Annotated in this window: 21 protein-coding genes; 13 read left to right on the top strand and 8 right to left on the bottom strand. The window is 70.1% G+C overall.

Features of this window, described 5'->3' with window-relative positions; all coding sequences use genetic code 11:
* Positions 1-137 precede the first annotated feature (137 nt).
* Positions 138-380 carry a hypothetical protein gene (locus tag ACIQM0_RS06900; protein ID WP_401284188.1) on the top strand — a complete coding sequence of 81 codons (243 nt, stop codon included), beginning with the start codon at positions 138-140 and terminating at the stop codon, positions 378-380.
* A 459-nt stretch (positions 381-839) separates the two neighbouring features.
* Here the strand turns inward: ACIQM0_RS06900 and ACIQM0_RS06905 are convergent, their stop codons facing one another.
* Together ACIQM0_RS06905 and ACIQM0_RS06910 are read right to left on the bottom strand one after the other, a co-directional pair.
* A complete protein-coding gene (locus ACIQM0_RS06905) occupies positions 840-1,382 on the bottom strand; it encodes a sugar O-acetyltransferase (RefSeq protein WP_401284190.1) in 543 nt (180 codons plus the stop codon).
* 84 nt (positions 1,383-1,466) lie between these two features.
* The gene (locus ACIQM0_RS06910; RefSeq protein WP_401284191.1) at positions 1,467-2,405 is read right to left on the bottom strand and encodes a LysR family transcriptional regulator; all 939 of its coding nucleotides are present in this window, start codon (positions 2,403-2,405) and stop codon (positions 1,467-1,469) included.
* Positions 2,406-2,510: 105 nt separating this feature from the next.
* On the opposite strand from ACIQM0_RS06910, the gene ACIQM0_RS06915 reads away from it, so the two are divergent.
* On the top strand, positions 2,511-2,735 hold the full coding sequence (locus ACIQM0_RS06915) for a cold-shock protein (RefSeq protein ID WP_401284193.1): 225 nt from the start codon (positions 2,511-2,513) through the stop codon (positions 2,733-2,735).
* Positions 2,736-2,841: 106 nt separating this feature from the next.
* Positions 2,842-4,056, top strand: coding sequence for an NADH:flavin oxidoreductase (locus ACIQM0_RS06920; protein WP_401284194.1), 1,215 nt, complete (start codon positions 2,842-2,844; stop codon positions 4,054-4,056).
* Between the two features lie 96 nt (positions 4,057-4,152).
* Here ACIQM0_RS06920 and ACIQM0_RS06925 read toward each other — a convergent pair whose 3' ends face one another.
* Entirely contained in the window at positions 4,153-4,743 is a 591-nt protein-coding gene (locus ACIQM0_RS06925) for a TetR family transcriptional regulator (protein ID WP_401284196.1), read from the bottom strand.
* 158 nt (positions 4,744-4,901) lie between these two features.
* Between ACIQM0_RS06925 and ACIQM0_RS06930 the strand changes: the two genes are divergently transcribed.
* From ACIQM0_RS06930 to ACIQM0_RS06940, 3 genes are all read left to right on the top strand, one after another.
* Entirely contained in the window at positions 4,902-6,401 is a 1,500-nt protein-coding gene (locus tag ACIQM0_RS06930; protein WP_363029216.1) for an MDR family MFS transporter, read from the top strand.
* Between the two features lie 131 nt (positions 6,402-6,532).
* Positions 6,533-6,760 carry a hypothetical protein gene (locus ACIQM0_RS06935; protein WP_401284198.1) on the top strand — a complete coding sequence of 76 codons (228 nt, stop codon included), beginning with the start codon at positions 6,533-6,535 and terminating at the stop codon, positions 6,758-6,760.
* Between the two features lie 279 nt (positions 6,761-7,039).
* On the top strand, positions 7,040-7,834 hold the full coding sequence (locus tag ACIQM0_RS06940; protein WP_401284200.1) for a putative protein N(5)-glutamine methyltransferase: 795 nt from the start codon (positions 7,040-7,042) through the stop codon (positions 7,832-7,834).
* Between the two features lie 48 nt (positions 7,835-7,882).
* Here the strand turns inward: ACIQM0_RS06940 and ACIQM0_RS06945 are convergent, their stop codons facing one another.
* Positions 7,883-8,398 carry a pyridoxamine 5'-phosphate oxidase family protein gene (locus tag ACIQM0_RS06945; protein WP_401284202.1) on the bottom strand — a complete coding sequence of 172 codons (516 nt, stop codon included), beginning with the start codon at positions 8,396-8,398 and terminating at the stop codon, positions 7,883-7,885.
* A 173-nt stretch (positions 8,399-8,571) separates the two neighbouring features.
* On the opposite strand from ACIQM0_RS06945, the gene ACIQM0_RS06950 reads away from it, so the two are divergent.
* Positions 8,572-11,562 carry a bifunctional [glutamine synthetase] adenylyltransferase/[glutamine synthetase]-adenylyl-L-tyrosine phosphorylase gene (locus tag ACIQM0_RS06950; RefSeq protein ID WP_401284204.1) on the top strand — a complete coding sequence of 997 codons (2,991 nt, stop codon included), beginning with the start codon at positions 8,572-8,574 and terminating at the stop codon, positions 11,560-11,562.
* Between the two features lie 79 nt (positions 11,563-11,641).
* On the opposite strand, the gene ACIQM0_RS06955 is transcribed toward ACIQM0_RS06950, so the two are convergent.
* Complete coding sequence (locus tag ACIQM0_RS06955; RefSeq protein WP_401285059.1) at positions 11,642-12,538, bottom strand: phosphatase PAP2 family protein; 897 nt, start codon at positions 12,536-12,538, stop codon at positions 11,642-11,644.
* A gap of 155 nt (positions 12,539-12,693) precedes the next feature.
* Positions 12,694-13,761 (bottom strand): LacI family DNA-binding transcriptional regulator, encoded by a 1,068-nt coding sequence (locus ACIQM0_RS06960; protein ID WP_401284206.1) that lies wholly within the window; start codon positions 13,759-13,761, stop codon positions 12,694-12,696.
* Between the two features lie 381 nt (positions 13,762-14,142).
* Here ACIQM0_RS06960 and ACIQM0_RS06965 point away from each other — a divergent pair, with 381 nt between their 5' ends.
* The 5 genes from ACIQM0_RS06965 (at position 14,143) to ACIQM0_RS06985 (ending at position 20,167) form a co-directional block, all read left to right on the top strand.
* Positions 14,143-15,420, top strand: a complete 1,278-nt coding sequence (locus ACIQM0_RS06965) for an extracellular solute-binding protein (protein WP_401284208.1) — start codon at positions 14,143-14,145, stop codon at positions 15,418-15,420.
* A gap of 21 nt (positions 15,421-15,441) precedes the next feature.
* Positions 15,442-16,461, top strand: coding sequence for a carbohydrate ABC transporter permease (locus ACIQM0_RS06970; protein ID WP_401284210.1), 1,020 nt, complete (start codon positions 15,442-15,444; stop codon positions 16,459-16,461).
* Positions 16,455-17,330: a carbohydrate ABC transporter permease gene (locus ACIQM0_RS06975; RefSeq protein ID WP_363029484.1), complete on the top strand. Its 876-nt coding sequence runs from the start codon at positions 16,455-16,457 to the stop codon at positions 17,328-17,330. The genes ACIQM0_RS06970 and ACIQM0_RS06975 overlap by 7 nt, the downstream gene beginning before the upstream one ends.
* A gap of 105 nt (positions 17,331-17,435) precedes the next feature.
* Entirely contained in the window at positions 17,436-19,112 is a 1,677-nt protein-coding gene (locus ACIQM0_RS06980) for a glycoside hydrolase family 13 protein (protein WP_401284213.1), read from the top strand.
* Positions 19,097-20,167: a LacI family DNA-binding transcriptional regulator gene (locus ACIQM0_RS06985; RefSeq protein ID WP_401284215.1), complete on the top strand. Its 1,071-nt coding sequence runs from the start codon at positions 19,097-19,099 to the stop codon at positions 20,165-20,167. Before ACIQM0_RS06980 ends, ACIQM0_RS06985 begins: the two co-directional genes overlap by 16 nt.
* 251 nt (positions 20,168-20,418) lie before the next feature.
* On the opposite strand, the gene ACIQM0_RS06990 is transcribed toward ACIQM0_RS06985, so the two are convergent.
* Positions 20,419-20,757: a hypothetical protein gene (locus tag ACIQM0_RS06990; RefSeq protein WP_363029359.1), complete on the bottom strand. Its 339-nt coding sequence runs from the start codon at positions 20,755-20,757 to the stop codon at positions 20,419-20,421.
* A 120-nt stretch (positions 20,758-20,877) separates the two neighbouring features.
* Entirely contained in the window at positions 20,878-21,012 is a 135-nt protein-coding gene (locus tag ACIQM0_RS06995; RefSeq protein WP_401284216.1) for a hypothetical protein, read from the bottom strand.
* Positions 21,013-21,841: 829 nt separating this feature from the next.
* Here ACIQM0_RS06995 and ACIQM0_RS07000 point away from each other — a divergent pair.
* Positions 21,842-23,557 (top strand): carbohydrate-binding module family 20 domain-containing protein, encoded by a 1,716-nt coding sequence (locus ACIQM0_RS07000; protein ID WP_401284217.1) that lies wholly within the window; start codon positions 21,842-21,844, stop codon positions 23,555-23,557.
* Positions 23,558-23,627: the final 70 nt, after the last annotated feature.

Here is a 23,627-nt window from a genome sequence, read left to right on the forward strand (position 1 = left end):
TGAGCTGTCGCCGCGTCACACCAGCGTTCTACCGCGAACCACCCCAAGCCAGCAGCGGAACACAGATATTGATCACGACCTCACACACGCCCTAGGGGCCGTCAGGCTCGGACGGACGGCCCAAGTACACCTTGTCCATGGCGAGTGGCATCAACCTCGAAGACGGCTCGGTCCGTCTGATTCCGGAAGGTGACGACAAGCTGCAGGGCTCCCGGCCGCGGGAAGTCCTGTCAAGGCTGCCCAGCTTCCTGACATCAGCGGCTGACACCAACGAGCACGAACCGCACCGGCCAACGGCGAACGACGTCGGCTCGACAGCCAGGGAACGGCGGAGGTTCGCGGATGTCGTGCGTGTCCAGCCATCGCACTGGCAAGGATGAGGCCACACGTTCAAGTCCTGCGCTCCTCGCCATCGGACCGCGCCTGAGGCGCACCGCGTCTGGTGGAGGAGGCAAGCGCCTGTAAGGATCAAGCCGTGCACGAGACTTCGATTCCCGCGAGATTGAACAGGGCCCTCGACTGGGCAGGGCTGCCCCTGTCCGCTCTCCTTCTTGCGATCGGCATCAGGGACTATCGCGATGGAGGGTCCGTGGGCTGGCCGATCGGCGGAACGGTGCTCGTCCTGGTCAGCCTCTGGGTGATCTACCGCGGGTTGCCTCGCCGGCGCTGACCGATCCCGCTTGAGCCACGGATCAGAGGTTCCCCGTGCCGCAACCGTGCCGGATCGGGCGGGGACTCACGGGGAACAGCGGTTGCTGGCGGAGGCCACGGCCAGCAGCCGCCGAAGTCGGCATCCCGCAGGTCAGCCGCTCAGCCCCCGGAGCCGCCCCGAGCGGTGGTCACCACCGCCGTCGCACGGTCGCCTTGCCGCCGGTCACCAGGCTGGCCGGCGGAACGTCGTCGGCCACGACCGAGCCGGCCGCGATGACCGCGTCGCGGCCGATGCTGACGCCCGGCAGGATCTTGGCGCCGGCGCCGATCCACACGTTCTCCGCCACGTCGATGGGCGCGCCGGTCAGCCATTCCCGTCGCTCCCCGGGATCGACCGGGTGGCCGAGGGTGAGGAACATGACGTTGGGTCCGACCATCACCCGCTCGCCGAGCCGGATGCCGGCGTAGTCCAGGAACGTGCAGTTCTGGTTGATGAACACGCGCTCCGCGAGGTCCAGTTGAAGGCCGTGGTCCGTGTAGAACGGCGGATGGATCGTCACTTTCGGCGGCAGCGGCCTGGCGAGGATCTGTTCGAACAGTTCCGCCTTTCCTGCCTCGTCCTCGAAGGGCAGGACGTTCAGGCGAGAGGTGAGCTGGGTGACCCGCAGAACCCGCTCGGACATGGCCTGGAACTCGGGGCTGTGGATGCGCATGAAACGGTCGCTGGTCACGTCACGGTCCTTCGTCTTTGTCCGGTGTGCTGGTGTGCCGGTGGCTGGGCAGAGCTTCCCGGTCCGGTCTGGCGCCCGGCCGGTTCACCTCTGTGGCGTCGTTGCCCAGGCCGGGCGCCAGACCGGCCCGGGGAGCCCCGGCAGGCTGTGGAGGTGGGTGATGATTCCGCGAAGTCCCGGATGCGGATTCGTCGCGGGGAGGATGAGCGAGAGCGGGTAGGCGAGGGCCGGATTCACCACGGGGATGCGACGCAGGTCGTGGTTTGCCGGCCAGATGTACCGGTCGCGCGCCCCCACGAAGGTGGCCACCTCCGCGGACTCCGCGAGGGTGTCCAGGAGTACTTCGTCCCCGAAGTGCGGGCCCGCCGCGTCGATGCGCAGGTCGAAGTCGGTGGCGAGCTGGTCGTAGAACTCCGACCACTCGCTCCGGGGCGCGATGCCCGGCACCCAGATCCGGTGCTCGCGCAACTGCGGTGGCGTCAGTTCGTGCGCTGAGGCGAGCGGATGTCTCGGGCCGACGAGGAGTTCCAGGGGCGAGTCGAACGCGTGGATCATCCTTACGTCGGGCGGCAGGACGGCCGGATCGGTGACGGTCCGGAACGAGGCGTCGATATCGCCCGCCTCGACGGCGGCGACCGCCACGCGCGGGTCGTTGACCCGGAGGGTCACCACGTCCAGCTCCGTTCCGGGACGCGACCGCCAGTAGTCGTGCAGCGCGACGGCCTGTGCGCTCCGCAGGCCGAGGACGTCGATCCGAAGGGCCCGGGAGCCCGGTCTGACGGCGCTGACGGCGCGCTCGACACCCGCCACGACGCTCCGTGCGTGGGGGAGGAACGCCTGACCGTCGAGCGTCAGCTCCACCCCTCTGGGGGTGCGGGTGAACAGGCGGATCTCCAGCTCGCGCTCCAGGGCGGCGATCCGCTTGGAGACCGCCTGCTGTGTCACGCCCAGCTCGTCGGCGGCGTGCTGCAGCCGTCCCAGCTCGGCGGCCCGGACGAACGTGCGCAATGCCTCGGTGTCCACCGGTTCAGTCTAGGTACGCACAACTGATCGTTGTGGCTGCCGAGGCCCGGTTGTGGGGTACCCCGCAACCGGGCCTGCGCGGGCGCTGCCCATATGATCCGGCCCATGGTGATCGCGACGGTTCGGGAGTGGCGCGACGAGGAAGGGTGGGGCGTGCTCGATTCCCCCGAGACCCCCGGCGGCTGCTTCGGCCACTACTCCGACATACAGAAGCGCGGTTTCCGCAACCTGATGCCCGGACAGCGGGTGGATCTCGTCTGGGAAGCGCCCGGCTTCAAACAGGACGGGTACGACTACCGTGCGCTGAGCATCGTGCCGCGATCCGACTGACGTCCACAGCCGTCCCGGAGCCATCGGTGACCACCTGTGGGCACGGGCAGGATCCGCAACCGCGCAACTACTGACTATTCGTCAGTTCTCTGCGATAGTGCGCGCCATGCCGGACGAATCGGGAGCAACGAAGGGCACGTCCCACGGCGCGCCGGATGTGCTGGCGCCGGCCCGGCTGGGGCCGCTGAGGCTGCGTAACCGGGTGATCAAGGCCGCGACCTTCGAGGGCGCCACCCCTGAGGCGCTGGTCACCCAGGCGCTCATCGACTACCACCTGCGCCCCGCGGCGGGCGGGGTCGCCATGACCACCGTCGCCTACTGCGCGGTGTCCCCGGAGGGCCGCACCGAGCGCCGCCAGCTGTGGATGCGACCTGAGGCGCTGCCGGGGCTGCGCGGGCTGACGGAGGCGGTGCACGGCACCGGGGCCGCGGTCTGCGCCCAGCTGGGCCACGCCGGACCGGTGGCGGACGGCCGGTCCAACGGACTGCCCGCCCTCGCCCCGATGGCCGGCTTCAACCCGCTCAGCATGCGCCGCAACAGGGCGGCCACCGCCGACGACATCGCCCGCGTCGTCGAGGCCCACGCCGAGGCGGCGTTACTGGCGGCCGAGGCCGGCTTCGACGCCGTGGAGATCCACCTCGGCCACAACTACCTGGCCAGCGCCTTCCTCAGCCCCCGACTGAACCGCCGCACCGACGCCTTCGGCGGCTCCCTGCGCGCCCGCGCCGGCGTGGCGCTGGGCATCACCCGGGCGGTACGCGACGCGCTGGGCGACCGCATCGCCATCACCGCCAAACTGAACATGAAGGACGGTGCGCCCGGCGGGCTCACCCTGGACGACAGCCTCCAGGTCGCACGCTGGCTGGAGGAGGACGGCTCGGTGGACGCCCTCGAACTGACGGCGGGCAGCTCCCTGCTGAACCCGATGTACCTCTTCCGGGGCGACGCCCCCATCACCGAGTTCGCGGCCAACTTCCCGCTCCCGCAACGCCTGGCGATCCGGGCACTCGGCCGCACCTTCTTCCGCACCTACCCGTACCAGCCGCTCTACCTGCTGGACGCCGCCCGGCAGTTCCGCGCCGCGCTGCGGCTGCCGCTGATCCTCCTGGGCGGCGTCACCGACCGCCAGGGCATGGACCGCGCCATGGCGGAGGGCTTCGACTTCGTCGCCATGGCCCGCGCCCTGCTCCGCGAACCCGACCTGCTGCACCGCATCGAGCGCGACACCGCCACCCGCTCGGAGTGCATCCACTGCAACCGCTGCATGCCCACGATCTACACGGGGACCCATTGTCCGCTGATCGGTGAACGGGGGCGCTGAGCCGGTTCGCGGGGCTGGGGCCTACGCGTGAGGGCCGACGGTCACCATGACCGCCGGCCCTTTTCCGTGTTCCCCCGCGCCCCCGCCACCAAGGATTCAGGCGAAGCTCCGCCCCATCTCGTCGAGGATCTCGTCGATCACCTCGGCCGGCTCCCGGACCAGGTCCTCCTCGATCCACATCCGCATCGCGATCCGGATCGACGAGAGGAACGCCGCCGCGAGGACCAGGGGGCGGACGGGGCACGTCGAGTGGCCCCGGCGGGCGGCCACCGCTTCGGCCAGGTCGCGTTCCAGGGCCGCGTGATTGGCGAGCTGGCGGGCGAGCAGGGAGGGGTGGCGCATGGCCAGGCGGGTGCGGACGGCCCATTCGCGTTCCGGGGGTGCCAGCCGATCGGTGAACTGGGGCACCGCCGCCCGCAGCGCGGTCCAGGGGCTCTCCTCCGCGGGACGTTCGCGTACCGCGCGGACGAGTTCTCCTATCTGCTGCTCCTCGCCGTACAGGAGGGCGTCCTCCTTGCCGGTGAAGTAGTTGGAGAACGTTCTGCGGGAGATCCCGGCCGCGTCCGCGACGGCCTCCACCGTGACCTGGTCGAAGCCGTGCTCGACGGTCAGCCGCAGTGCCGCTTCGTGCACTGCCTGCCGGGTGGCTTCCTTCTTGCGTTCCCGCAGTCCCACAGAGCGCTCCATGGGGGCCATTATCTACCCGTCGGTTATTGTTGCGCAGTGGGCAAAATTGCCCAACGGGCATGTACGGTGAGCTCCTGTCTTCTCCGTAGCCCTGTTCGCATACCTCCTGGAGGCTGAGCGTGAGCGCTCGAACGGCCGCGCCGACCGACGTCGCGCCCATGGACCACCGCCACATCCTGCGCGCGCTGAGCGGTCTGCTCATCGTGCTGTTCGTGGCGATGACCAGCAGCACGGTGGTCTCCGTCGCGCTCCCGCAGATCATCGGCTCCCTCAACGGAACGCAGTCGCAGTACACCTGGGTCGTCACCGCGATGCTGCTGGCCTCCACGGCCTCCACCCCGATCTGGGGCAAGCTCGCCGACCTCTTCAGCAAGAAGCTGCTGCTCCAGATATCCATCGGCATCTTCGTCGTCGCGTCGATCGCCTGCGGATTCGCCCAGTCCACCGAGCAGTTGATCGCCTTCCGCGCCCTCCAGGGCCTCGGCATGGGCGCGCTCCAGGTGCTCGTGCAGGTCATCATCGCGGCGATGATCAGCCCCAAGGAGCGCGGCCGCTACAACGGTTACCTCGGCGGCGTCATGGCCGTCGCCACGGTCGGCGGCCCGCTGCTGGGCGGCTTCATCACCGACACCTCGTGGCTCGGCTGGCGTTGGTGCTTCTTCATCGCCGTACCGTTCACGCTGATCGCCTTCGTGATGCTCACCCGCACCCTGCACCTCACCGAGATCCGGCGCCCCGACACCAAGGTCGACTACCTGGGCGCCTCGCTCATCGCCGTCGGCGTCAGCGTGCTGCTTCTCTGGGTCACCTTCGTCGGCAACGACTTCGACTGGCTGTCCTGGCAGACGGCCGCCATGGTCGGTGCGAGCGCGGTGATCCTCGGCGGTGCCGTGGCCGTGGAGGCGAGGGTCAAGGAGCCCGTCGTGCCGCTCCACGTCGTACGCCGCCGGGACCCCGCCCTCGCCATCGTCGCGAGCCTCGCGGTCGGTATGGCGATGTTCGGCGGGGCGGTCTTCCTCGGCCAGTACTTCCAGATCGGACGCGGCTACTCGCCGACCGAGGCCGGACTGCTCACCATTCCGCTGATGTTCGGCGTGCTGGTCTCCTCGACCGTGGCCGGCCGGATGGTGTCGAAGACCGGCAAGGTGAAGCCGTACATCATCACCGGCGTCGTCGTCCTCACCCTCGGCTTCCTCGGGCTGTCCACCATCGACCACGAGACACCGCTCGTCCTCGTCTCGATCGGCATGCTCGCGGTCGGAATCGGCGTCGGCATGTCGATGCAGAACCTCGTTCTCGTCCTCCAGAACACCGTCCCGCTCAGTGAACTCGGCGCGGCCAGCGGCGCGATCACCTTCTTCCGCTCGCTCGGCGGCACCATCGGCGTCTCGGTCCTCGGCGCCGTCCTCGCCAACCAGGTCGCCACGAAGATCGCGTCCGGCCTGACGAAGCTCGGTGTCGACCCGGCGGCCTCGTCCTCCGGCGGCTCCACGCTGAACGTGGCGGCCATGCCGCCGGAGATCCGCGAGGTCGTGCGGGCCGCGTACGGCGACGCGACGGGGCACATCTTCCTGATCTCGGCGGCCATCTCGGTCGTCGGCGTGATCGCCGCCCTGTTCCTCACCCCGACCAAGCTGCGCGACAGCGTGGACCTTTAGCCGGCGCGGACATCTGGTGCGGGCGGGGCGGGCTCCGGGAGAGGGGTCCGCCCCGGAGCCCGTGGTTCCGGTGGACTGGACCTGTCTGATCACTGACAATGGCACCAGAGGCCGCAGTGGACGGGGGAGCCATGGCTGAGATCTTCGTGTTGCTCGGCGTGCTGCTGGGCGTGGTCGTCTTCCTGATCGTGAAGCTGACGCTCAAGGAACGGCGCCGCCCGACGGACAACTTCGACGGCCAGCAGATCGAGCGGCAACACAGCGCGGAGGCGCGGCACATCAGGGCCGCCAACACCTCGATCGCCGTCCACAACCGCTTCGTCGACGGCGGCAACGACTGGCGGCCCCGGAAGCGCTGACGCCCCGAGGTCCGGAACGGTCCGGGCCCCGCTGGGGTAGGGTGACGCTTCCCCGCACGGGGACGTGACCCAAGAAGGCGTTCCCGCACGGGGACGTGACACGAGAATGTGTCCCCGTACCGGGACACAACGAGGTTTTCCCCGCACGGGGACGAACGAAGGAGGTGGGACCCATTACCGCTGTATCAGGCTGGGTGCTCACCCCTCGTCAACGCGTGGCCGACCGGACATAACCGACCGCGGAGCACCCATCGGCGTTTTCCCGAAAGGCTCCGCTTCATGCCGGTCCCGCTGTCACCGCTTGCCCTCTCCACCCTCGTCACCACACTCCGCACCGCAGGCTGCGTATTCGCCGAGGACGAGGCGGACCTGATCGCCTCCACCGCCACCGACCCCGTCGCGCTCACCGCCATGGTGGAACGCCGCGTCTCCGGTCTCCCCCTGGAACACGTCCTGGGCTGGGCCGAGTTCAGCGGACTGCGGATCGCCGTGGACCCCGGGGTCTTCGTCCCCCGCCGCCGCACCGAGTTCCTGATCCGGCAAGCCGTGGAACTGGCTCCGAGACCGGCCGTCGTGGTCGACCTCTGCTGCGGAACGGGCGCGCTCGGCGCCGCGCTCGCCGCAGCCCTGGACGGGGTCGAACTCCACGCCTCCGACGTCGAAGCCGCCGCGGTGCGCTGCGCCCGGCGCAATATCGGTGAGCTGGGCCGGGTCTACGAGGGCGACCTCTTCGCACCGCTGCCCGACTCACTGCGCGGGCGCGTGGACGTACTGCTCGCCAACGTGCCGTACGTACCGACCGGCGATGTCGCGCTGCTCCCCGCCGAGGCGCGCGTGCACGAGCCGCGGGTGGCGCTCGACGGCGGCGGCGACGGTCTCGACGTCATGCGGCGGGTGGCCGCGGAGGCGCCGCGATGGCTGGCACCGGGGGGCAGCCTGCTGGTCGAGACCAGCGAACGGCAGGCGGCCCGTGCCGAGGAGACCGTGGGCGGCAGCGGCCTGATCCCGCGGGTGGTCTCCTCCGACGAGCTGTACGCCACGGTCGTGATCGGGACCATGCCCGCCGCCCACTGAGGAGGAGGCGGGCGCGAGCCGAGCAGGGGCGGCCGGTCCGGCGGACTCTCAGGCGAAGCGCCAGCGGGTCTGGGTGAACGGGTCGCCCTTCCCGAAGCCGAAGACCGTGCGCGGGGACACGGCGAAGACCTCGGCCCGGTTGCCCTGGGCACCCACGAACACGCCGTCGGCGACGTCGAAGTGCCAGACCGCTCCGTACTTCGCCTCCCAGGCCCCGGCGAGAGCGGTCAGCAGGCCCTCGTCCGTCACCCGGTCCGCCCGGCCCTCCACCACCAGGTCGAAGCCCTCCGCCCAGGTGCTGGTGCCGGTGGTGAGGACGACTTCGGGGTTCGCCGCGAGGTTGCGGGCCTTGCGCTCCTCGGCGCCGGTGCAGAAGTGGAGCGCGCCACGCCACCAGACCCCGATCAGCGGGGTGACGTGCGGGCGGCCGTCCGGGCGCACCGTCGTCAGCCAGTACAGCTCGGCACCGGACAGCAGTTCTTGCGCGTCGGCCCAGCGGGCGGGCTCCGCGCCGGGGCTGCTGAAGCGAGGGTCCAGCTCGGTGCGGGGTTCGGCTGCGGTCATGGTCGGGCCTTCCGGTCAGGTGCTGCATCGGGCGCTGCATCGGGCGCTGCTCGGGCGCGGAAAGAGATCGCACCCGTCAAGTACAGACTGTGCGGCCGCTCCGTATTCATCGGTGCGGGACTAGGCTCGTACAGCTGGAACGTGATCGGGCGGCGAGCAGGAGAGAGCACGGAATGACGACGTTGCCGGGGCGCAGGAGCAGTACGTTCACCCGATTGCTGCGGCACGGATTCACCGACCCGTCCGCCGCCGAGCGGCTGCTCGACCTGCCGGACCTGTCCTCGGTGCGCTCCGACCCCGTCCTGCTCGAAGCGCTCGGTGCCACCGCCGACCCCGATCTGGCGCTGCGCGGCGTCGTACGGCTCGTGGAGGCGGAGGAGCCGGACGAGCGGCAGATCCTGCTGGACACGCTCGTCACCGCCAAGCCGCTGCGGGACCGGCTGCTCGGGGTGCTCGGGGCGTCAGAGGCGCTCGGCGACCACCTGGCCCGCCACCCGCGCGACTGGCAGGCACTCGTCACGTACGAGGCCACCGATCTGCACCCCGGAGTGGCCGAGTTCGAGCACGAGCTGGCCGGGGCCGTCGATCCGGACGCGCTGCGCGTCGCCTACCGCAGGTGCCTGCTGTCGATAGCGGCCCGGGACGTGTGCGGCACGACGGATGTCGCCGAGACCGCCGCCGAGCTGGCCGACCTGGCGACGGCCACCCTGCGGGCCGCGCTCGCCATCGCCGGTGCGGCGACGCCCCAGGACGCCGCGCAGTGCCGCCTCGCCGTCATCGCGATGGGCAAGTGCGGCGGCCACGAACTGAACTACGTCTCCGACGTCGACGTCATCTTCGTGGCGGAACCCGCCGACGGCGCCGAGGAGAGCGCGGCCATCCCGGCCGCCACCCGGCTGGCCGCACACCTGATGCGGATCTGCTCCGACACGACCGTCGAGGGCACCATCTGGCCCGTCGACGCCAACCTCCGCCCGGAGGGCCGCAACGGGCCCCTGGTGCGCACCCTGTCCTCGCACCTCGCCTACTACCAGCGCTGGGCCAAGACCTGGGAGTTCCAGGCGCTCCTCAAGGCCCGGCCGGTGGCCGGTGACCCCTCGCTGGGCGCCGAGTACGTCGAGGCCGTCTCGCCGCTCGTCTGGCAGGCCGCCGACCGCGAGAACTTCGTCCCCGACGTGCAGAAGATGCGCCGCCGGGTCATCGACACGATCCCCGTCGACCGGGTCGACCGCGAGATCAAGCTCGGCCCCGGCGGACTGCGGGACGTCGAGTTCGCCGTGCAGCTGCTCCAGCTGGTGCACGGCCGCAACGACACCACCCTGCGCAGCGGCTCGACCCTGGACGCCCTGGGCGCCCTCGCCAGGGGCGGCTACGTGGGACGGGTGGACGCCGCACAGCTGGACGACGCCTACCGCTTCCTGCGCGCCATGGAGCACCGCATCCAGCTCTACCGGCTCCGCCGCACCCACCTGGTCCCGGAGGACGAGCCGGATCTGCGGCGGCTCGGCCGCTCCCTCGGCCTGCGGACCGACCCCGTCGCCGAGCTCAACCAGGCCTGGAAGCGGCACGCCTCCGTGGTGCGCCGGCTGCACGAGAAGCTGTTCTACCGGCCGCTGCTCGACGCCGTCGCCCAGCTCGCCCCCGGCGAGTCCCGGCTCAGCGCGAAGGCCGCCGCGCACCGGCTCGAAGCCCTCGGCTACGAGGACCCGGCGGCGGCGCTGCGGCACCTGGAGGCCCTGTCGTCCGGCGTCTCGCGCAAGGCCGCCATCCAGCGCACACTGCTGCCCGTGCTGCTCGGCTGGTTCGCGGACTCCGCCGACCCGGACGCCGGACTGCTCGGATTCCGCAAGGTGTCCGACGCGCTCGGCAAGACCCCGTGGTACCTGCGGCTCCTGCGGGACGAGGGCGCGGCGGCGGAGAACCTCGCCCGCGTGCTCTCGGCCGGCCGGCTCGCCCCCGACCTGCTCCTGCGCGCCCCCGAGGCGGTGGCGATCCTCGGCGATCCGCAGGGGCTGAAGCCGCGCGGCCGCAACGCCCTGGAACAGGAGGTGCTGGCCGCGGTGGGGCGGGCGGAGGACGCCGAATCGGCGGTGGCCGTGGTGCGCGGGGTGCGGCGGCGCGAACTGTTCCGGACGACGTCCGCGGACATCATCGGCTCCTACGGCACGGAGGAGAGCCCCGCGGAGCCGGACCCGGGCGCGCTCGTCGACCGGGTCGGCAGCGCGGTCACCGATCTGAACGCCGTCACGATCGCCGGGGCGCTGCGGGCCGCCGTGCGCGCGGAGTGGGGCGACATCCTCCCCACCCGGTTCGCGGTGATCGGCATGGGCCGGTTCGGCGGGCACGAGCTCGGCTACGGCTCCGACGCGGACGTCCTGTTCGTCCACGCGCCGCGCGAGGGCGTCGACGAGCAGGAGGCGAGCCGGGCCGCGAACCGGGTGGTGGCCGAGATGCGCAGGCTGCTCCAGCTGCCCACCGCGGACCCGCCGCTGATCATCGACGCCGATCTGCGCCCCGAGGGCAAGAGTGGCCCGCTGGTCCGCACCCTGAAGTCGTACGAGGCGTACTACCGGCGCTGGTCGCTGGTCTGGGAGAGCCAGGCCCTGCTGCGGGCCGAGCCGATGGCGGGTGACATGGATCTGGGCCGCGACTTCATCGAGCTGATCGATCCGCTGCGCTACCCGGTGGAGGGGCTGGGGGAGGACGCGGTCCGTGAGATCCGGCGGCTGAAGGCCCGGATGGAGTCCGAGCGGCTGCCGCGCGGCGCGGACCCGACGCTCCACGCCAAGCTGGGCCGGGGCGGGCTGAGCGACGTCGAGTGGACGGTGCAGCTGATGCAGATGCAGCACGGCTGGACGGTGCCGGGGCTGCGGACCACCCGGACCCGTGAGGCGCTGGCCGCCGCCTGCGCGGCCGAGCTGATCTCCGGCGAGGACGCGCAGACGCTGGACGAGGCGTGGGTGCTGGCCACCCGGGTCCGCAACGCGGTGATGCTGGTGCGGGGGAGGCCGGGCGACACGTTTCCGTCCGGGCCGCGGGAGCTGACGGCGGTGGGGCGGTACCTGGGGTACGAGCCCGGTCACGTCGGGGACATGCTGGACGACTACCGGCGGATCACGCGGCGCGCGCGGGCGGTGGTGGACGAGCGGTTCTACGGGGCGTGAGGGCGCGACCGGCGGGGGTGGGGTCCGGGGCGGAGCCCCGAAAGCCTGGCGCGCCCACGCTGCCCCTTGCCCCGGTGCGTCAGTTCCGGCCTGCCGCCGCCTTCGCCCGGTGGGCCGAGAGCGCCGACAGACGCGGGCGGCGGGCCGTTCTCGGCGGGATCTGCCTCGGCAGGTGGTGCGGCAGCGCTCCGTACCAGGCGTACGACACCGCGTAGCCGAAGGCCAGACAGGCCATGCCGCCCACCGCGTCCAGCCAGAAGTGGTTCGCGGTCGACACGATCACGATCAGGGTGACCGCCGGGTAGAGCAGGCCCAGGATCTTCGCCCAGGGCGCGGAGGCCAGGGCGAAGACGGTCAGACCGCACCACAGCGACCAGCCGATGTGCATCGACGGCATCGCCGCGTACTGGTTCGACATGTTCTTGAAGTTGCCCGAAGCCATCGAACCCCAGGTCTGGTGGACCATGACCGTGTCGATGAACGTGCTGCCGTTCATCAGCCGGGGCGGGGCCAACGGGAACAGGTAGTAGCCGGCCAGCGCGGCCGCCGTGGTCGCGAACAGGGCCAGCCGGGCTGCCGCGTAGCGGCCGGGGTGCCGGCGGAACAGCCACACGAGCACGCTGATGGTGACGATGAAGTGCAGTGTCGCGTAGTAGTAGTTCATCGACACGATCAGCCATGTCACCGAGTTGACCGCGTGGTTGATCGACTGCTCGACGGCGATGCCCAGGAACCGCTCGACCGACCAGATCCAGTCGGCGTTGGCCAGGGCCGCCTCCTTCTGCTCGGGGACGGCGTTGCGCACCAGCGAGTACAGCCAGTAACTGACCGCGATCAGCAGGATTTCGAACCAGAGGCGTGGCCGTCTGGGGGACCGCGGTGCACGCAGTCCTGCCAGGCTGCGGTCACGCAGTCTGCGCATCCGGCTCACGTCGCCGGATTGCTTCGCGTTCGCCTCGGGAGCCGCCTCGTTCACGATGGGTGACGGGGTGGCCTCCGTGCGGCCTTCCTGTGGTTTCACGCTCAATTCACCCATAGGCACAGAGTCTGCCAGATTTGCCCCCTCCGCCTGATGATCCTCCGGCCGGGAGCGGGTTGCACGTCCTGCGGGCTGGTCGCACGTCCTGCGGACTACGGGTGCGCGTGGGATCCTTGGACGGGCGGGGCGGCCGAGGCCGCGCCGGGCCCGGGACCCGCGGCGGTGGAGCCGCGCACGACCAGCTCGGGCATGAAGACGAACTCGCTGTGCGGAGCGGGTGTGCCGCCGATCTCCTCGAGGAGCGTACGCACGGCGGCCTGGCCCATCGCCGTCACCGGCTGTCGGATCGTGGTCAGCGGCGGATCGGTGAACGCTATGAGCGGGGAGTCGTCGTAACCGACCACCGACAGATCGCGCGGCACGTCCCTGGAGAGCCTGCGGGCGGCCCGGATCGCGCCGAGCGCCATCATGTCGCTCGCGCACACCACCGCCGTACAGCCCCGTTCCATCAGCGCGGAGGCGGCCGCCTGGCCGCCCTCCAGCGTGTACAGGGAGTGCTGGATCAGCTCCTCCACCTCGTCCGGGGTGAGGTTCAACTGCTCCCGCATCGTGGCGTGGAAGCCCTCGATCTTGCGGACCACGGGGACGAACCGCTTGGGGCCGACCGCCAGCCCGATCCGGGTGTGGCCCAGCGACACCAGGTGCGTCACCGCCAGCCGCATCGCGGCCCGGTCGTCCGGTGAGATGAACGGCGCCTGCACCTTGGGCGAGAAACCGTTAACCAGTACGAAGGGGACTCCCTGGGCACGGAGTTGCTCGTAGCGCTGCATGTCGGCCGAGGTGTCGGCGTGCAGTCCGGAGACGAAGATGATGCCCGAGACGCCGCGGTCGACCAGCATTTCGGTCAGCTCGTCCTCGGTGGAGCCGCCGGGCGTCTGGGTCGCCAGCACCGGGGTGTAGCCCTGCCGGGTCAGCGCCTGCCCGATGACCTGGGCGAGCGCCGGGAAGATGGGGTTCTCCAGCTCGGGCGTGATCAGGCCGACCAGACCCGCGCTGCGCCTGCGCAACCGTACGGGCCGTTCGTAGCCCAGGACGTCGAGCGCGGCGAGGACGGATTCGCGGGTGGCAGTGGCAACACCGGGCTTGCCGTTCAGTACACGGCTGACCGTCGCTTCGCTGACCCCCGCCTGAGTTGCGATATCGGCAAGCCGTGCGGTCATGGGACTGGACTGTACCGGGAGTGGGTCGGATTGCCCACCATGCACAGGAATCGGACACGGGCGGGCGCGGGGCCGCTCACCGGCGCCGATCAGGGTTCCGTCCGCGGAGTGCCGCAGCAACATCTTGCAAGGTCTTGCGGGGCCGGTCCGCGGGCTGCGGTCAGATCGTCGCACTGCGAAATTACGGGCGGTGGCCTGCCCCTGCCAGGGTTTGGGGGTCCGCGTCAAGAGGCTTGACGGCAACCGTGAGGACACGCGAATGTAACGATCGCCGAAGCTTGCAGAAATATTCCGCAAACTCTTTCGGCCTTCTTTCATCCTTGTTACGTTCACGTCGACCCGGCGCCGCGACGGAGCGGTACGGCAGTTGAAGGAGTTCAGATGCGACGTGGCATAACGGCCACCGCCCTGGTCGCGGCCCTGGCGCTCGCGGCGACCGCCTGCGGCAGCGATGAGAGCGATTCCAACGGCACCTCCAAGAGCTCGGGCGAGCTCTCGGGCACCGTCACGTGGTGGGACACCTCCACCGCGGGCAGTGAGGACAAGGTCTTCAAGAAGATCGCCGAGGGCTTCGAGAAGGAGCACCCGAAGGTCGACGTCAAGTACGTCAACGTCCCCTTCGGTGACGCGCAGAACAAGTTCAAGAACGCCGCGCAGGCCGGCTCCGGCGCCCCCGACGTCATCCGCTCCGAGGTCGCCTGGACGCCCGAGTTCGCCGACCTCGGCTACCTCGCCCCGCTGGACGGCACCCCCGCGCTCCAGAAGGCGGACGACTTCCTCAAGCAGGCCGCCGCGTCCACCAAGTACAAGGACAAGACGTACGCGGTGCCGCAGGTCATCGACTCCATGGGCATCTTCTACAACAAGAAGATCTTCAAGGACGCCGGCGTCGAGGTCCCCACGACCGTCGCCGAGCTGAAGGCCGTCTCCAAGAAGATCAAGGCCAAGACCGGCAAGACCGGCTTCTACCTGCGCGGCGACGACGCGTACTGGTTCCTGTCCTTCCTGTACGGCGAGGGCGGCGACATGGTCGACGCCTCCGGCAAGTCCGTCACCATCGACAACCCGGCCGGCGTCAAGGCGATGAAGGTCGTCAAGGACCTGGTCGACTCCGGTGCCGCCAAGACCGACGCGACGGACGGCTGGGAGAACATGCAGTCGTCCTTCAAGGACGGCAAGGTCGCGATGATGATCAACGGCCCGTGGGCCGTCGCCGACACCTACACCGGCAAGGAGTTCAAGGACAAGGCCAACCTGGGCGTCGCCCCGGTCCCGGCCGGCTCCGCCGCACAGGGTGCCCCGCAGGGCGGTCACAACCTCGCCGTCTACGCCGGTTCCAAGAACCTCGACGCCTCGTACGCCTTCGTCGACTACATGACCTCCGTCAAGACCCAGGCGCAGGTCACGAAGGAACTCAACCTCCTGCCGACCCGCACCTCCGCCTACGCGCAGGAGAGCGTCGTCGACAACGAGATCGTCGGCTTCTTCAAGCCGGTCGTCGAGAGCGCCGTCGAGCGCCCCTGGATCCCGGAGACCGGCAGCCTCTTCGCGCCGCTCGTCACCGAGTACACCAAGGTCCTCACCGGACAGACCACGCCGGAGAAGGCCGTCAAGACGACCGGCGATTCCTACCGCAAGCTCCTCAAGGGCTGGAAGTAACCCAGGAAGGCAGGCCGGCTGATGGCTGTCCACACCAGCCAGTCGGTGGCGAAGGCCGCGGGCGACGACATCGTCGCCCGCGGCCGGAGCCGCGGTACTGGTAACCCCCCGCCCCCGAGCAGGTTCCGGCGGGCACTGTCGACGCACTGGTACGCCTGGACCATGGTCGCCCCGGTCATCGTCGTGATCGGCGTGATCATCGGGTATCCGCTGGTCCGCGGCATCTACCTGTCACTGACCGATGCCAACGAGCGCAACGTCGAACGGTCCATCGGTGTCAACCACCTGCCCGCCACGTACAAGTTCGTGGGCCTGGACAACTACGCCGACGCCCTCACCGGCGACCAGTTCCTCGGCACGCTCGGCTGGACCCTGGTGTGGACGGTCTCCTGCGTGGCCATCACCTTCAGCCTCGGCATGGCGCTCGCCAACATCCTGAACCGCCGGATCGCCGGGCGCTCCGCGTACCGCATGGCGCTCATCCTGCCCTGGGCCATCCCCGGCTTCGTCTCCGTCTTCGCCTGGCGCTTCCTCTACAACGAGGACCGCGGGCTGCTCAACAAGATCCTGTCCGGCGCCGGGATCGACGGCATACCGTGGCTGAACGACCCCACCTGGGCGAAGCTCTCGGTCATCGCCGTCAACGTCTGGCTCGGGGTGCCGTTCATGATGGTCGCCCTCCTCGGCGGCCTCCAGTCCATCCCCAGCGAGCACTACGAGGCCGCCGAGATGGACGGCGCCACCGCCTGGCAGCGCTTCCGCCACATCACGCTGCCCGGACTGCGGCCGGTCTCCACGACCGTGATCCTGCTCTCCACCATCTGGACCTTCAACATGTTCCCGGTGATCTTCCTGCTGACCCGCGGCGGACCCGGCGACGCCACCCAGATCCTGGTCACCCAGGCGTACAAGTTCTCCTTCGAGATCAGCCCGCGCGACTTCGCGCAGTCCTCCACCTGGGGCGTACTGATCCTCGTGCTCCTGCTGATCTTCGCCGCCGTGTACCGGCGAGTCCTGCGCACCCAGGGAGACGACTGGTGACCACCATCCCCACCACGCGGCGCTCCGCGCCCAAGGTCAGGACGCGCGGCGAGCGTTCACCGCTGGCCTCCACCGCACTGCACCTGACACTCGTCGTCGCGTCCGTGATCGCCGTCTTCCCCGTGCTCTGGGTGCTGCTCACCTCGCTGAAGCCCGTCGCCTACGCGACCACCACGGACTTCTTCAAGGACACGACGTTCGAGAACTACACGAACCTGATCCAGAACACGAAGTTCCTGACCTGGTTCGGCAACTCGCTGCTCGTCGCGGGGCTCACCACGCTCCTCGGCGTCATCATCTCCGCCTCCACCGGCTACGCCGTCAGCCGCTTCCGCTTCCCCGGCAAGCGCGGCCTGATGTGGACGCTGCTGATCACCCAGATGTTCCCGGTCGCCGTCCTCATCGTGCCGATCTACAACATCATGGCGGGCATGGGGCTGCTCAACAAGCCGGCCGGCCTGGTCATCACCTACCTCACCATCTCGGTGCCGTTCTGCGCCTGGATGATGAAGGGCTTCTTCGACACCATCCCGCGTGAGATCGACGAGTCGGGGCAGGTCGACGGGCTCACCCCGTTCGGCACGTTCTGGCGGCTCGTCCTGCCGCTGGCCAAGCCCGGTCTCGCCGTCACCGCGTTCTACTCCTTCATCACCGCATGGGGCGAAGTGGCGTACGCCTCCGCCTTCATGGTCGGCGAGGACAACCTCACGCTCGCGGGCGGACTCCAGCTGTTCGTCAACCAGTACGGGGCACAGTGGGGTCCGATGACCGCCGCGTCCGTGCTCATCGCGATACCCGCGGCCCTGGTCTTCCTGTTCGCGCAGAAGCACCTCGTCACCGGCATGTCCGCCGGAGCCGTCAAGGGCTGACGGCCACACGGCACGACCGTACGACCCGCACGCACCAGTCACGGTGGCGCCGGCATCCCGACCCGGTTCCGGCGCCACTCCCCACCCAGACACCCCAGGGACGACATGACCCAGCACCTCGCTGCCCCCTCCACCGGCACGTCCACCGACGCCCCGGGCCACCGCACCGGCTGGTGGCAGGACGCGGTGATCTACCAGGTCTATCCGCGCAGTTTCGCCGACGGCAACGGCGACGGCATGGGCGATCTCGCAGGCGTCACCGCCCGGCTCCCGTACCTCAAGGACCTCGGCGTCGACGCGGTGTGGCTCAGCCCCTTCTACGCGTCCCCGCAGGCCGACGCCGGCTACGACGTCGCCGACTACCGGGCCATCGACCCGATGTTCGGCACCCTGCTGGACGCCGACACCCTGATCCGCGACGCGCACGACCTGGGCCTGCGGATCATCGTCGACCTGGTGCCCAACCACTCCTCCGACCAGCACGAGTGGTTCAAGCGCGCGCTCGCCGAGGGCCCCGGCTCCGCCCTGCGCGACCGCTACCACTTCCGCCCCGGCAAGGGCACGGACGGCGAACTCCCGCCCAACGACTGGGAGTCCATCTTCGGCGGACCGGCCTGGACCCGGACCACCGACCCGGACGGCACGCCCGGCGACTGGTACCTCCACCTGTTCGCGTCCGAGCAGCCCGACTTCAACTGGGAACACCCGGCCGTCGCGGACGAGTTCCGCTCGATCCTGCGCTTCTGGCTCGACATGGGCGTCGACGGCTTCCGCGTCGACGTCGCGCACGGCCTCGTCAAGGCCGAGGGCCTGCCCGACCTGGGCACGCACGACCAGTTGAAGCTGCTGGGCAACGATGTCATGCCGTTCTTCGACCAGGACGGCGTGCACGCGATCTACCGCAGCTGGCGCACCATCCTCGACGAGTACCCGGGCGACCGCATCGCGGTGGCCGAGGCATGGACCCCGACCGTCGAGCGCACCGCCAACTACGTGCGCCCGGACGAGATGCACCAGGCGTTCAACTTCCAGTACCTGGCCACCTCCTGGGACGCGGAGGCGCTTCGTGACGTCATCGACACCTCGCTGAACGCGATGCGCCCGGTCGGCGCCCCCACCACCTGGGTGCTCTCCAACCACGACGTCACCCGGCACGCCACCCGGTTCGCCAACCCGCCCGGCCTCGGCACCCAGATCCGTACCGCGGGCGACCGTGAGCGGGGCCTGCGCCGGGCCCGTGCGGCCACGCTGCTGATGCTGGCGCTGCCCGGCTCCGCCTACGTCTACCAGGGCGAGGAGCTCGGCCTGCCCGACGTCACCGACCTGCCCGACGAGGCCCGCCAGGACCCGTCGTTCTTCCGCGCCGAGGGCCAGGACGGCTTCCGCGACGGCTGCCGGGTGCCGATCCCGTGGACCCGCGAGGGCAGCAGTTACGGCTTCGGCGAGGGCGGCAGCTGGCTGCCGCAGCCCGCGGGCTGGGGCGAGCTCAGCATCGAGGCCCAGACCGGCGTGGCCGGCTCCACCCTGGAGCTGTACCGGGCGGCGATCGCCGCCCGCCGGGCGCACCCCGGACTCGGCGCGGGCACCGCGGTGGAGTGGCTGGACGCCCCCGAGGGGCTGCTGATCCTCGCCCGCCCCGGCTTCGTCTGCACCGTCAACACGACGGGCGCCGCCGTCCGCATCCCCGTGCGCGGCACCGTCCTGCTGTCCAGCGAGCCGGTCACCACCGACGGCGCCGAGATCGAGCTGCCGGCCGACACCACGGTGTGGTGGACGGTGTGACCGTCCCTCCGCCCAGATCCGGCAGCGCGCTGAGGCTCTCCGACATCGCCGGGCAGGCCTCGGTCAGCGAGGCGACCGTCAGCCGGGTGCTCAACGGCAAGCCGGGCGTCGCGGACACCACGCGTCAGCGGGTGCTCGCGGCGCTCGACATCCTGGGCTACGAGCGCCCGGTACGGCTGCGGCAGCGCAGCGCCGGACTCATAGGACTGGTGACACCCGAACTCACCAACCCGATCTTTCCGGCGTTCGCGCAGTGCGTCGAACAGGTCCTGGCGGGTCACGGCTACACGCCGGTCCTCTGCACCCAGCTGCCCGGCGGCGCCACCGAGGACGAACTCGTCGAGCAGCTCGTCGAACGCGGCGTCGGCGGCATCGTCTTCCTCTCCGGACTGCACGCCGACACCTCGGCCGACCCGGCGCGCTATGCCGCGCTGACCGACCGGGGTGTGCCGTTCGTCCTGATCAACGGCTACAACGAACGGATCAGCGCCCCGTTCGTCTCGCCCGACGACACCGCGGCCGTGCGGATGGCGGTGGGCCATCTCGCCGAACTGGGCCACCGCCGGGTCGGCCTGGCGATCGGCCCGCAGCGCTACGTGCCGTCCCGCCGCAAACGGGACGGCTTCGTGGACGCCGCGGTGTCATTGCTCGGCCTGGACCGCGCCGAGGCCGAACTCCTGGTGTGCTCCACCCTGTTCAGCGTCGAGGGCGGCCAGGTGGCGGCGGGCGCGCTGCTCGACCGCGGGTGCACGGGGATCGTCTGCGGCAGCGACCTGATGGCGCTGGGCGCGGTGCGGGCCGCCCGGGACCGCGGCCTCGACGTGCCGCGTGACGTGTCCGTGGTCGGCTTCGACGACTCGCAGCTGATCGCGTTCACCGACCCGCCGCTGACCACGGTCCGCCAGCCCGTACAGGCGATGGCGGCAGCCGCGGTGGGCGCCCTGCTGGAGGAGATCGGGGGAAGCCCCGTACAGCGCACGGAGTACGTGTTCCAGCCGGAGCTGGTGGTGCGGGGGTCGACGGCGGCGGTGGCGTCGGCGGTGCGCGGAGCCTGAAGCCGACCCCGGGCGCCCGTCCTTGGCGGCCCGGCCGCATCGCACCGGGCCGGCAAGGACGACCTCCCGATCAACGTCCTCACCCGCTGGTGTGCTTCCCGGCCACCATCGGATTCGGCATGGGCGGCAGCCGGTCCGAGGTTCTACCTGCGGCAAAGCCGACCGGCCGGCCTCACACCGGGCCCTTTCGGCAACCCTCCGCACCGGGGATGCCCTGCGGAGCCCTGACAGGACTCCGCGGGGCCCGAGACCTACGCAGGGGCTATGTCCGCTCTGTCCACCCAGTGCCCGGGAACCGCGCACCACGCGGTCGAGCTGCCCGACTTGTTCCCGCTCACGGTGTTGCCGTAGTGCGTGTAGGGCTGCGGAGCGCCGAGGCACACGATTTTGGTCCGCCAGTTGACACCTGTCCCGCTGTTGCACTGGAAGAGCCAGCCGGCATGCCCGGCGCTGCCCGTGACGGGCTTGCCGTTACAGCTTTGGGCGCCGGCCGGGGCGGCCGACGCGGCAGGAACAGCGAGAGCGACCAGGCCGCTCGAGGCCATGGCAAGCGACACGGCAGTGGCGGCAATACGTCGATGCAGGCGCATGGGCGTTCTCCTTCGGTGAGCCGTGTTGCGGTCGCGGCGATTTTGCCACGCGCCAACTCCGATTAGCCCAACGAATCAAGTCAACTTGCTCCATGGCCCCAACTGGCCCCTGGCTCTTCCTCAGGGGATGTGGAAGGGAACGCTGGTGACGACGATCTTGGGCAGTGGGCGCAGGGCGCGGCGAAGGCGGGCGGCGTCCTTGCTGTGCAGGAGCCGGTGGCGCAGGTGCTGTGTGACGATCTCCGGGAGGATCACCGTGATGGTGAGGCCGGGGCGTTGGTGGTGAAGTGCTGGGACAGGACGGTCTCGCCGCTGCGGGGGATGACACCGCGCAGGTGCACGAGGGCGATGACGCCCGCGAACACCCCAGGTTGTCGCCGTCCACGATGTAGGAGCCGTCCCCGTGCGGGTAGGCCCGGATTGTCTGCCGGTAGGACACCCCGACCACCGGCATCAGAAAGGCGATGGTGGCCGCGATGGGCAGGGAGTACGCCAGCCCGGCAGTACCTCGGAGGGAGGAGGCACGCCGGAGTCCTGGTCGTCCTCTTCACGACCCTTGGAATGCGCCGTGTTCACATCGCTCAGTGTGGACAACAACAGGGACGAATCCGTTGAGCCTGTCTCGTGCGGGCGAGCGTGGCGTCGGCCCCGACCCGTGTGCCGCCTCCCGGGTGACGACCGCGCCAGGAGAGGAGAGGCACCCGGAGCCGGCCCTGAGCGGGCCTGCGGGGAGTGGGTGACTCCGGGTGCCTCTCTCGTCCGTGACCGGCCCGGCCGGCCGGGCGCGTGGGGCCCGGGGTAACGGGACCCCCGGCCGGCCGGACCGGAGTCGGGAGCAACGTAACAGGTCTGCAATGTCTTGCGTAAGACCTTGCAGGCGGGGAGTTGCCGTATTTCGCGGGCGTGAGCGGGATGTGAGCAGCTCGTGTCCAAAGGGTTGACCGGGGCCTGGTGGGCTCGTACGGTCTCCCCGCGGCAAGGTTTGCATTCTTGCAGCAAGAACATTCAGGGGCCTTGAGGGCAGGGCGCGTTGCCGGACGAGGCTGCACCGTTACCCGCATTTCCCCCACCGCAGGAGGAAAACATGGCCAGCAGACCCTTGTCTGCCGCGCTCGCCCTGATAGCGGGCGCCGCCGCCCTCGTGGTCCCCACCACGAGTGCCCAGGCCGCCACGCCGGGCACCAAGGATGTCACCGCGGTTCTGTTCGAGTGGAAGTTCGACTCCGTCGCCAAGGCGTGCACGGACTCCCTCGGCCCGGCCGGCTACGGCTACGTACAGGTCTCGCCGCCCCAGGAGCACATCCAGGGCGGGCAGTGGTGGACCTCGTACCAGCCGGTCAGCTACAAGATCGCCGGACGGCTCGGCGACCGGAACTCGTTCGCCAACATGGTCAGCACCTGTCACAGCGCGGGCGTGAAGGTCGTCGCCGACTCCGTCATCAACCACATGTCGGCGGGCTCGGGCACCGGCACCGGCGGTTCCTCGTACGCGAAGTACAACTACCCCGGCCTGTACTCCGCACCGGACATGGACGACTGCACCGCGCAGATCAGCAACTACCAGGACCGCTACAACGTCCAGCACTGCGAACTCGTCGGTCTGGCCGACCTGGACACCGGTGAGGACTACGTCCGCGGCAAGATCGCCGGATACCTCAACGACCTCCTCTCGCTCGGCGTCGACGGCTTCCGCATCGACGCGGCCAAGCACATCCCCGAGGGCGACCTCGCCAACATCAAGTCCCGGCTGAGCAATTCCGGCGCCTACTGGAAGCAGGAGGCGATCTACGGAGCCGGTGAGGCCGTCTCGCCCGACGAGTACGCCGGCACCGGGGACGTCCAGGAGTTCCGCTACGCCCGCAGCCTCAAGCAGGTCTTCACCAACGAGAACCTGGCGAACCTGAAGAACTTCGGTGAGGGCTGGGGCTTCATGTCCTCCTCGAAGGCCGCGGTCTTCGTCGACAACCACGACACCGAGCGCAACGGTGAGACGCTGAACTACAAGGACGGCGCCAACTACACGCTCGCCAGCGTGTTCATGCTGGCCTGGCCCTACGGTTCGCCCGACGTCCACTCCGGCTACGAGTGGTCCGACAAGGACGCCGGTCCGCCGGGCGGCGGTACGGTCAACGCCTGTTACAGCGACGGCTGGAAGTGCCAGCACGCCTGGCGCGAGATCTCCTCCATGGTCGGCTTCCGCAACACCGCACGCGGTGAGGCGGTCACCAACTGGTGGGACAACGGCGGAGACCAGATCGCCTTCGGCCGCGGCTCCAAGGCGTACGTCGCGATCAACCACGAGGGCTCCTCGCTGACCCGCGCCTTCCAGACCTCGCTGCCCGCCGGCGACTACTGCGACGTCCAGTCCGGCAAGGGCGTCACCGTCAACGGCTCCGGCCAGTTCACCGCCACGCTCGGCGCCAACACGGCCCTCGCCCTCCAGACCGGCGCCCGCACCTGCTCCGGGACCGGTCCGACGGACCCGACCGATCCCGGTACGGGCACCTCCGGCGCCTCCTTCGGTGTCAACGCCACCACCCAGCTCGGCCAGAACATCTACGTCACCGGCAACCAGTCCGCCCTCGGCAACTGGAACCCCGCCGCCGCGCTGAAGCTGGACCCGGCCACGTACCCCGTCTGGAAGCTCGAGGTGAGCCTGCCCGCCGGTACGTCGTTCGAGTACAAGTACGTCCGCAAGGACGCGAGCGGCAACGTCACCTGGGAGAGCGGTGCCAACCGCACGGCCACGGTGCCGGCCTCCGGAAAGGTCGTTCTGAACGCGGACGTCTGGCGCAGCTGAGGTCTCCCCGTGGGCCGCGCGGTCTCCGGCCGCGCGGTGTCCTCAATCGCCGGACGGGCTGAATACCGCC

This window comes from Streptomyces sp. NPDC091387, from assembly GCF_044756945.1.
Classification (GTDB): domain Bacteria; phylum Actinomycetota; class Actinomycetes; order Streptomycetales; family Streptomycetaceae; genus Streptomyces.

What these genes read in the sequence shown, in the direction of transcription:
- ACIQM0_RS07000 (WP_401284217.1), top strand. Translation starts at nt 21,842, where the DNA reads ATGGCCAGCAGACCCTTGTCTGCCGCGCTCGCCCTGATAGCGGGCGCC.
- ACIQM0_RS06970 (WP_401284210.1), top strand. Translation starts at nt 15,442, where the DNA reads ATGGCTGTCCACACCAGCCAGTCGGTGGCGAAGGCCGCGGGCGACGAC.
- ACIQM0_RS06950 (WP_401284204.1), top strand. Translation starts at nt 8,572, where the DNA reads ATGACGACGTTGCCGGGGCGCAGGAGCAGTACGTTCACCCGATTGCTG.
- ACIQM0_RS06980 (WP_401284213.1), top strand. Translation starts at nt 17,436, where the DNA reads ATGACCCAGCACCTCGCTGCCCCCTCCACCGGCACGTCCACCGACGCC.
- ACIQM0_RS06915 (WP_401284193.1), top strand. Translation starts at nt 2,511, where the DNA reads ATGGTGATCGCGACGGTTCGGGAGTGGCGCGACGAGGAAGGGTGGGGC.
- ACIQM0_RS06900 (WP_401284188.1), top strand. Translation starts at nt 138, where the DNA reads ATGGCGAGTGGCATCAACCTCGAAGACGGCTCGGTCCGTCTGATTCCG.
- ACIQM0_RS06960 (WP_401284206.1), bottom strand. Translation starts at nt 13,761, where the DNA reads ATGACCGCACGGCTTGCCGATATCGCAACTCAGGCGGGGGTCAGCGAA.
- ACIQM0_RS06930 (WP_363029216.1), top strand. Translation starts at nt 4,902, where the DNA reads ATGGACCACCGCCACATCCTGCGCGCGCTGAGCGGTCTGCTCATCGTG.
- ACIQM0_RS06940 (WP_401284200.1), top strand. Translation starts at nt 7,040, where the DNA reads ATGCCGGTCCCGCTGTCACCGCTTGCCCTCTCCACCCTCGTCACCACA.
- ACIQM0_RS06920 (WP_401284194.1), top strand. Translation starts at nt 2,842, where the DNA reads ATGCCGGACGAATCGGGAGCAACGAAGGGCACGTCCCACGGCGCGCCG.
- ACIQM0_RS06965 (WP_401284208.1), top strand. Translation starts at nt 14,143, where the DNA reads ATGCGACGTGGCATAACGGCCACCGCCCTGGTCGCGGCCCTGGCGCTC.
- ACIQM0_RS06945 (WP_401284202.1), bottom strand. Translation starts at nt 8,398, where the DNA reads ATGACCGCAGCCGAACCCCGCACCGAGCTGGACCCTCGCTTCAGCAGC.
- ACIQM0_RS06990 (WP_363029359.1), bottom strand. Translation starts at nt 20,757, where the DNA reads ATGCGCCTGCATCGACGTATTGCCGCCACTGCCGTGTCGCTTGCCATG.
- ACIQM0_RS06935 (WP_401284198.1), top strand. Translation starts at nt 6,533, where the DNA reads ATGGCTGAGATCTTCGTGTTGCTCGGCGTGCTGCTGGGCGTGGTCGTC.
- ACIQM0_RS06925 (WP_401284196.1), bottom strand. Translation starts at nt 4,743, where the DNA reads ATGGAGCGCTCTGTGGGACTGCGGGAACGCAAGAAGGAAGCCACCCGG.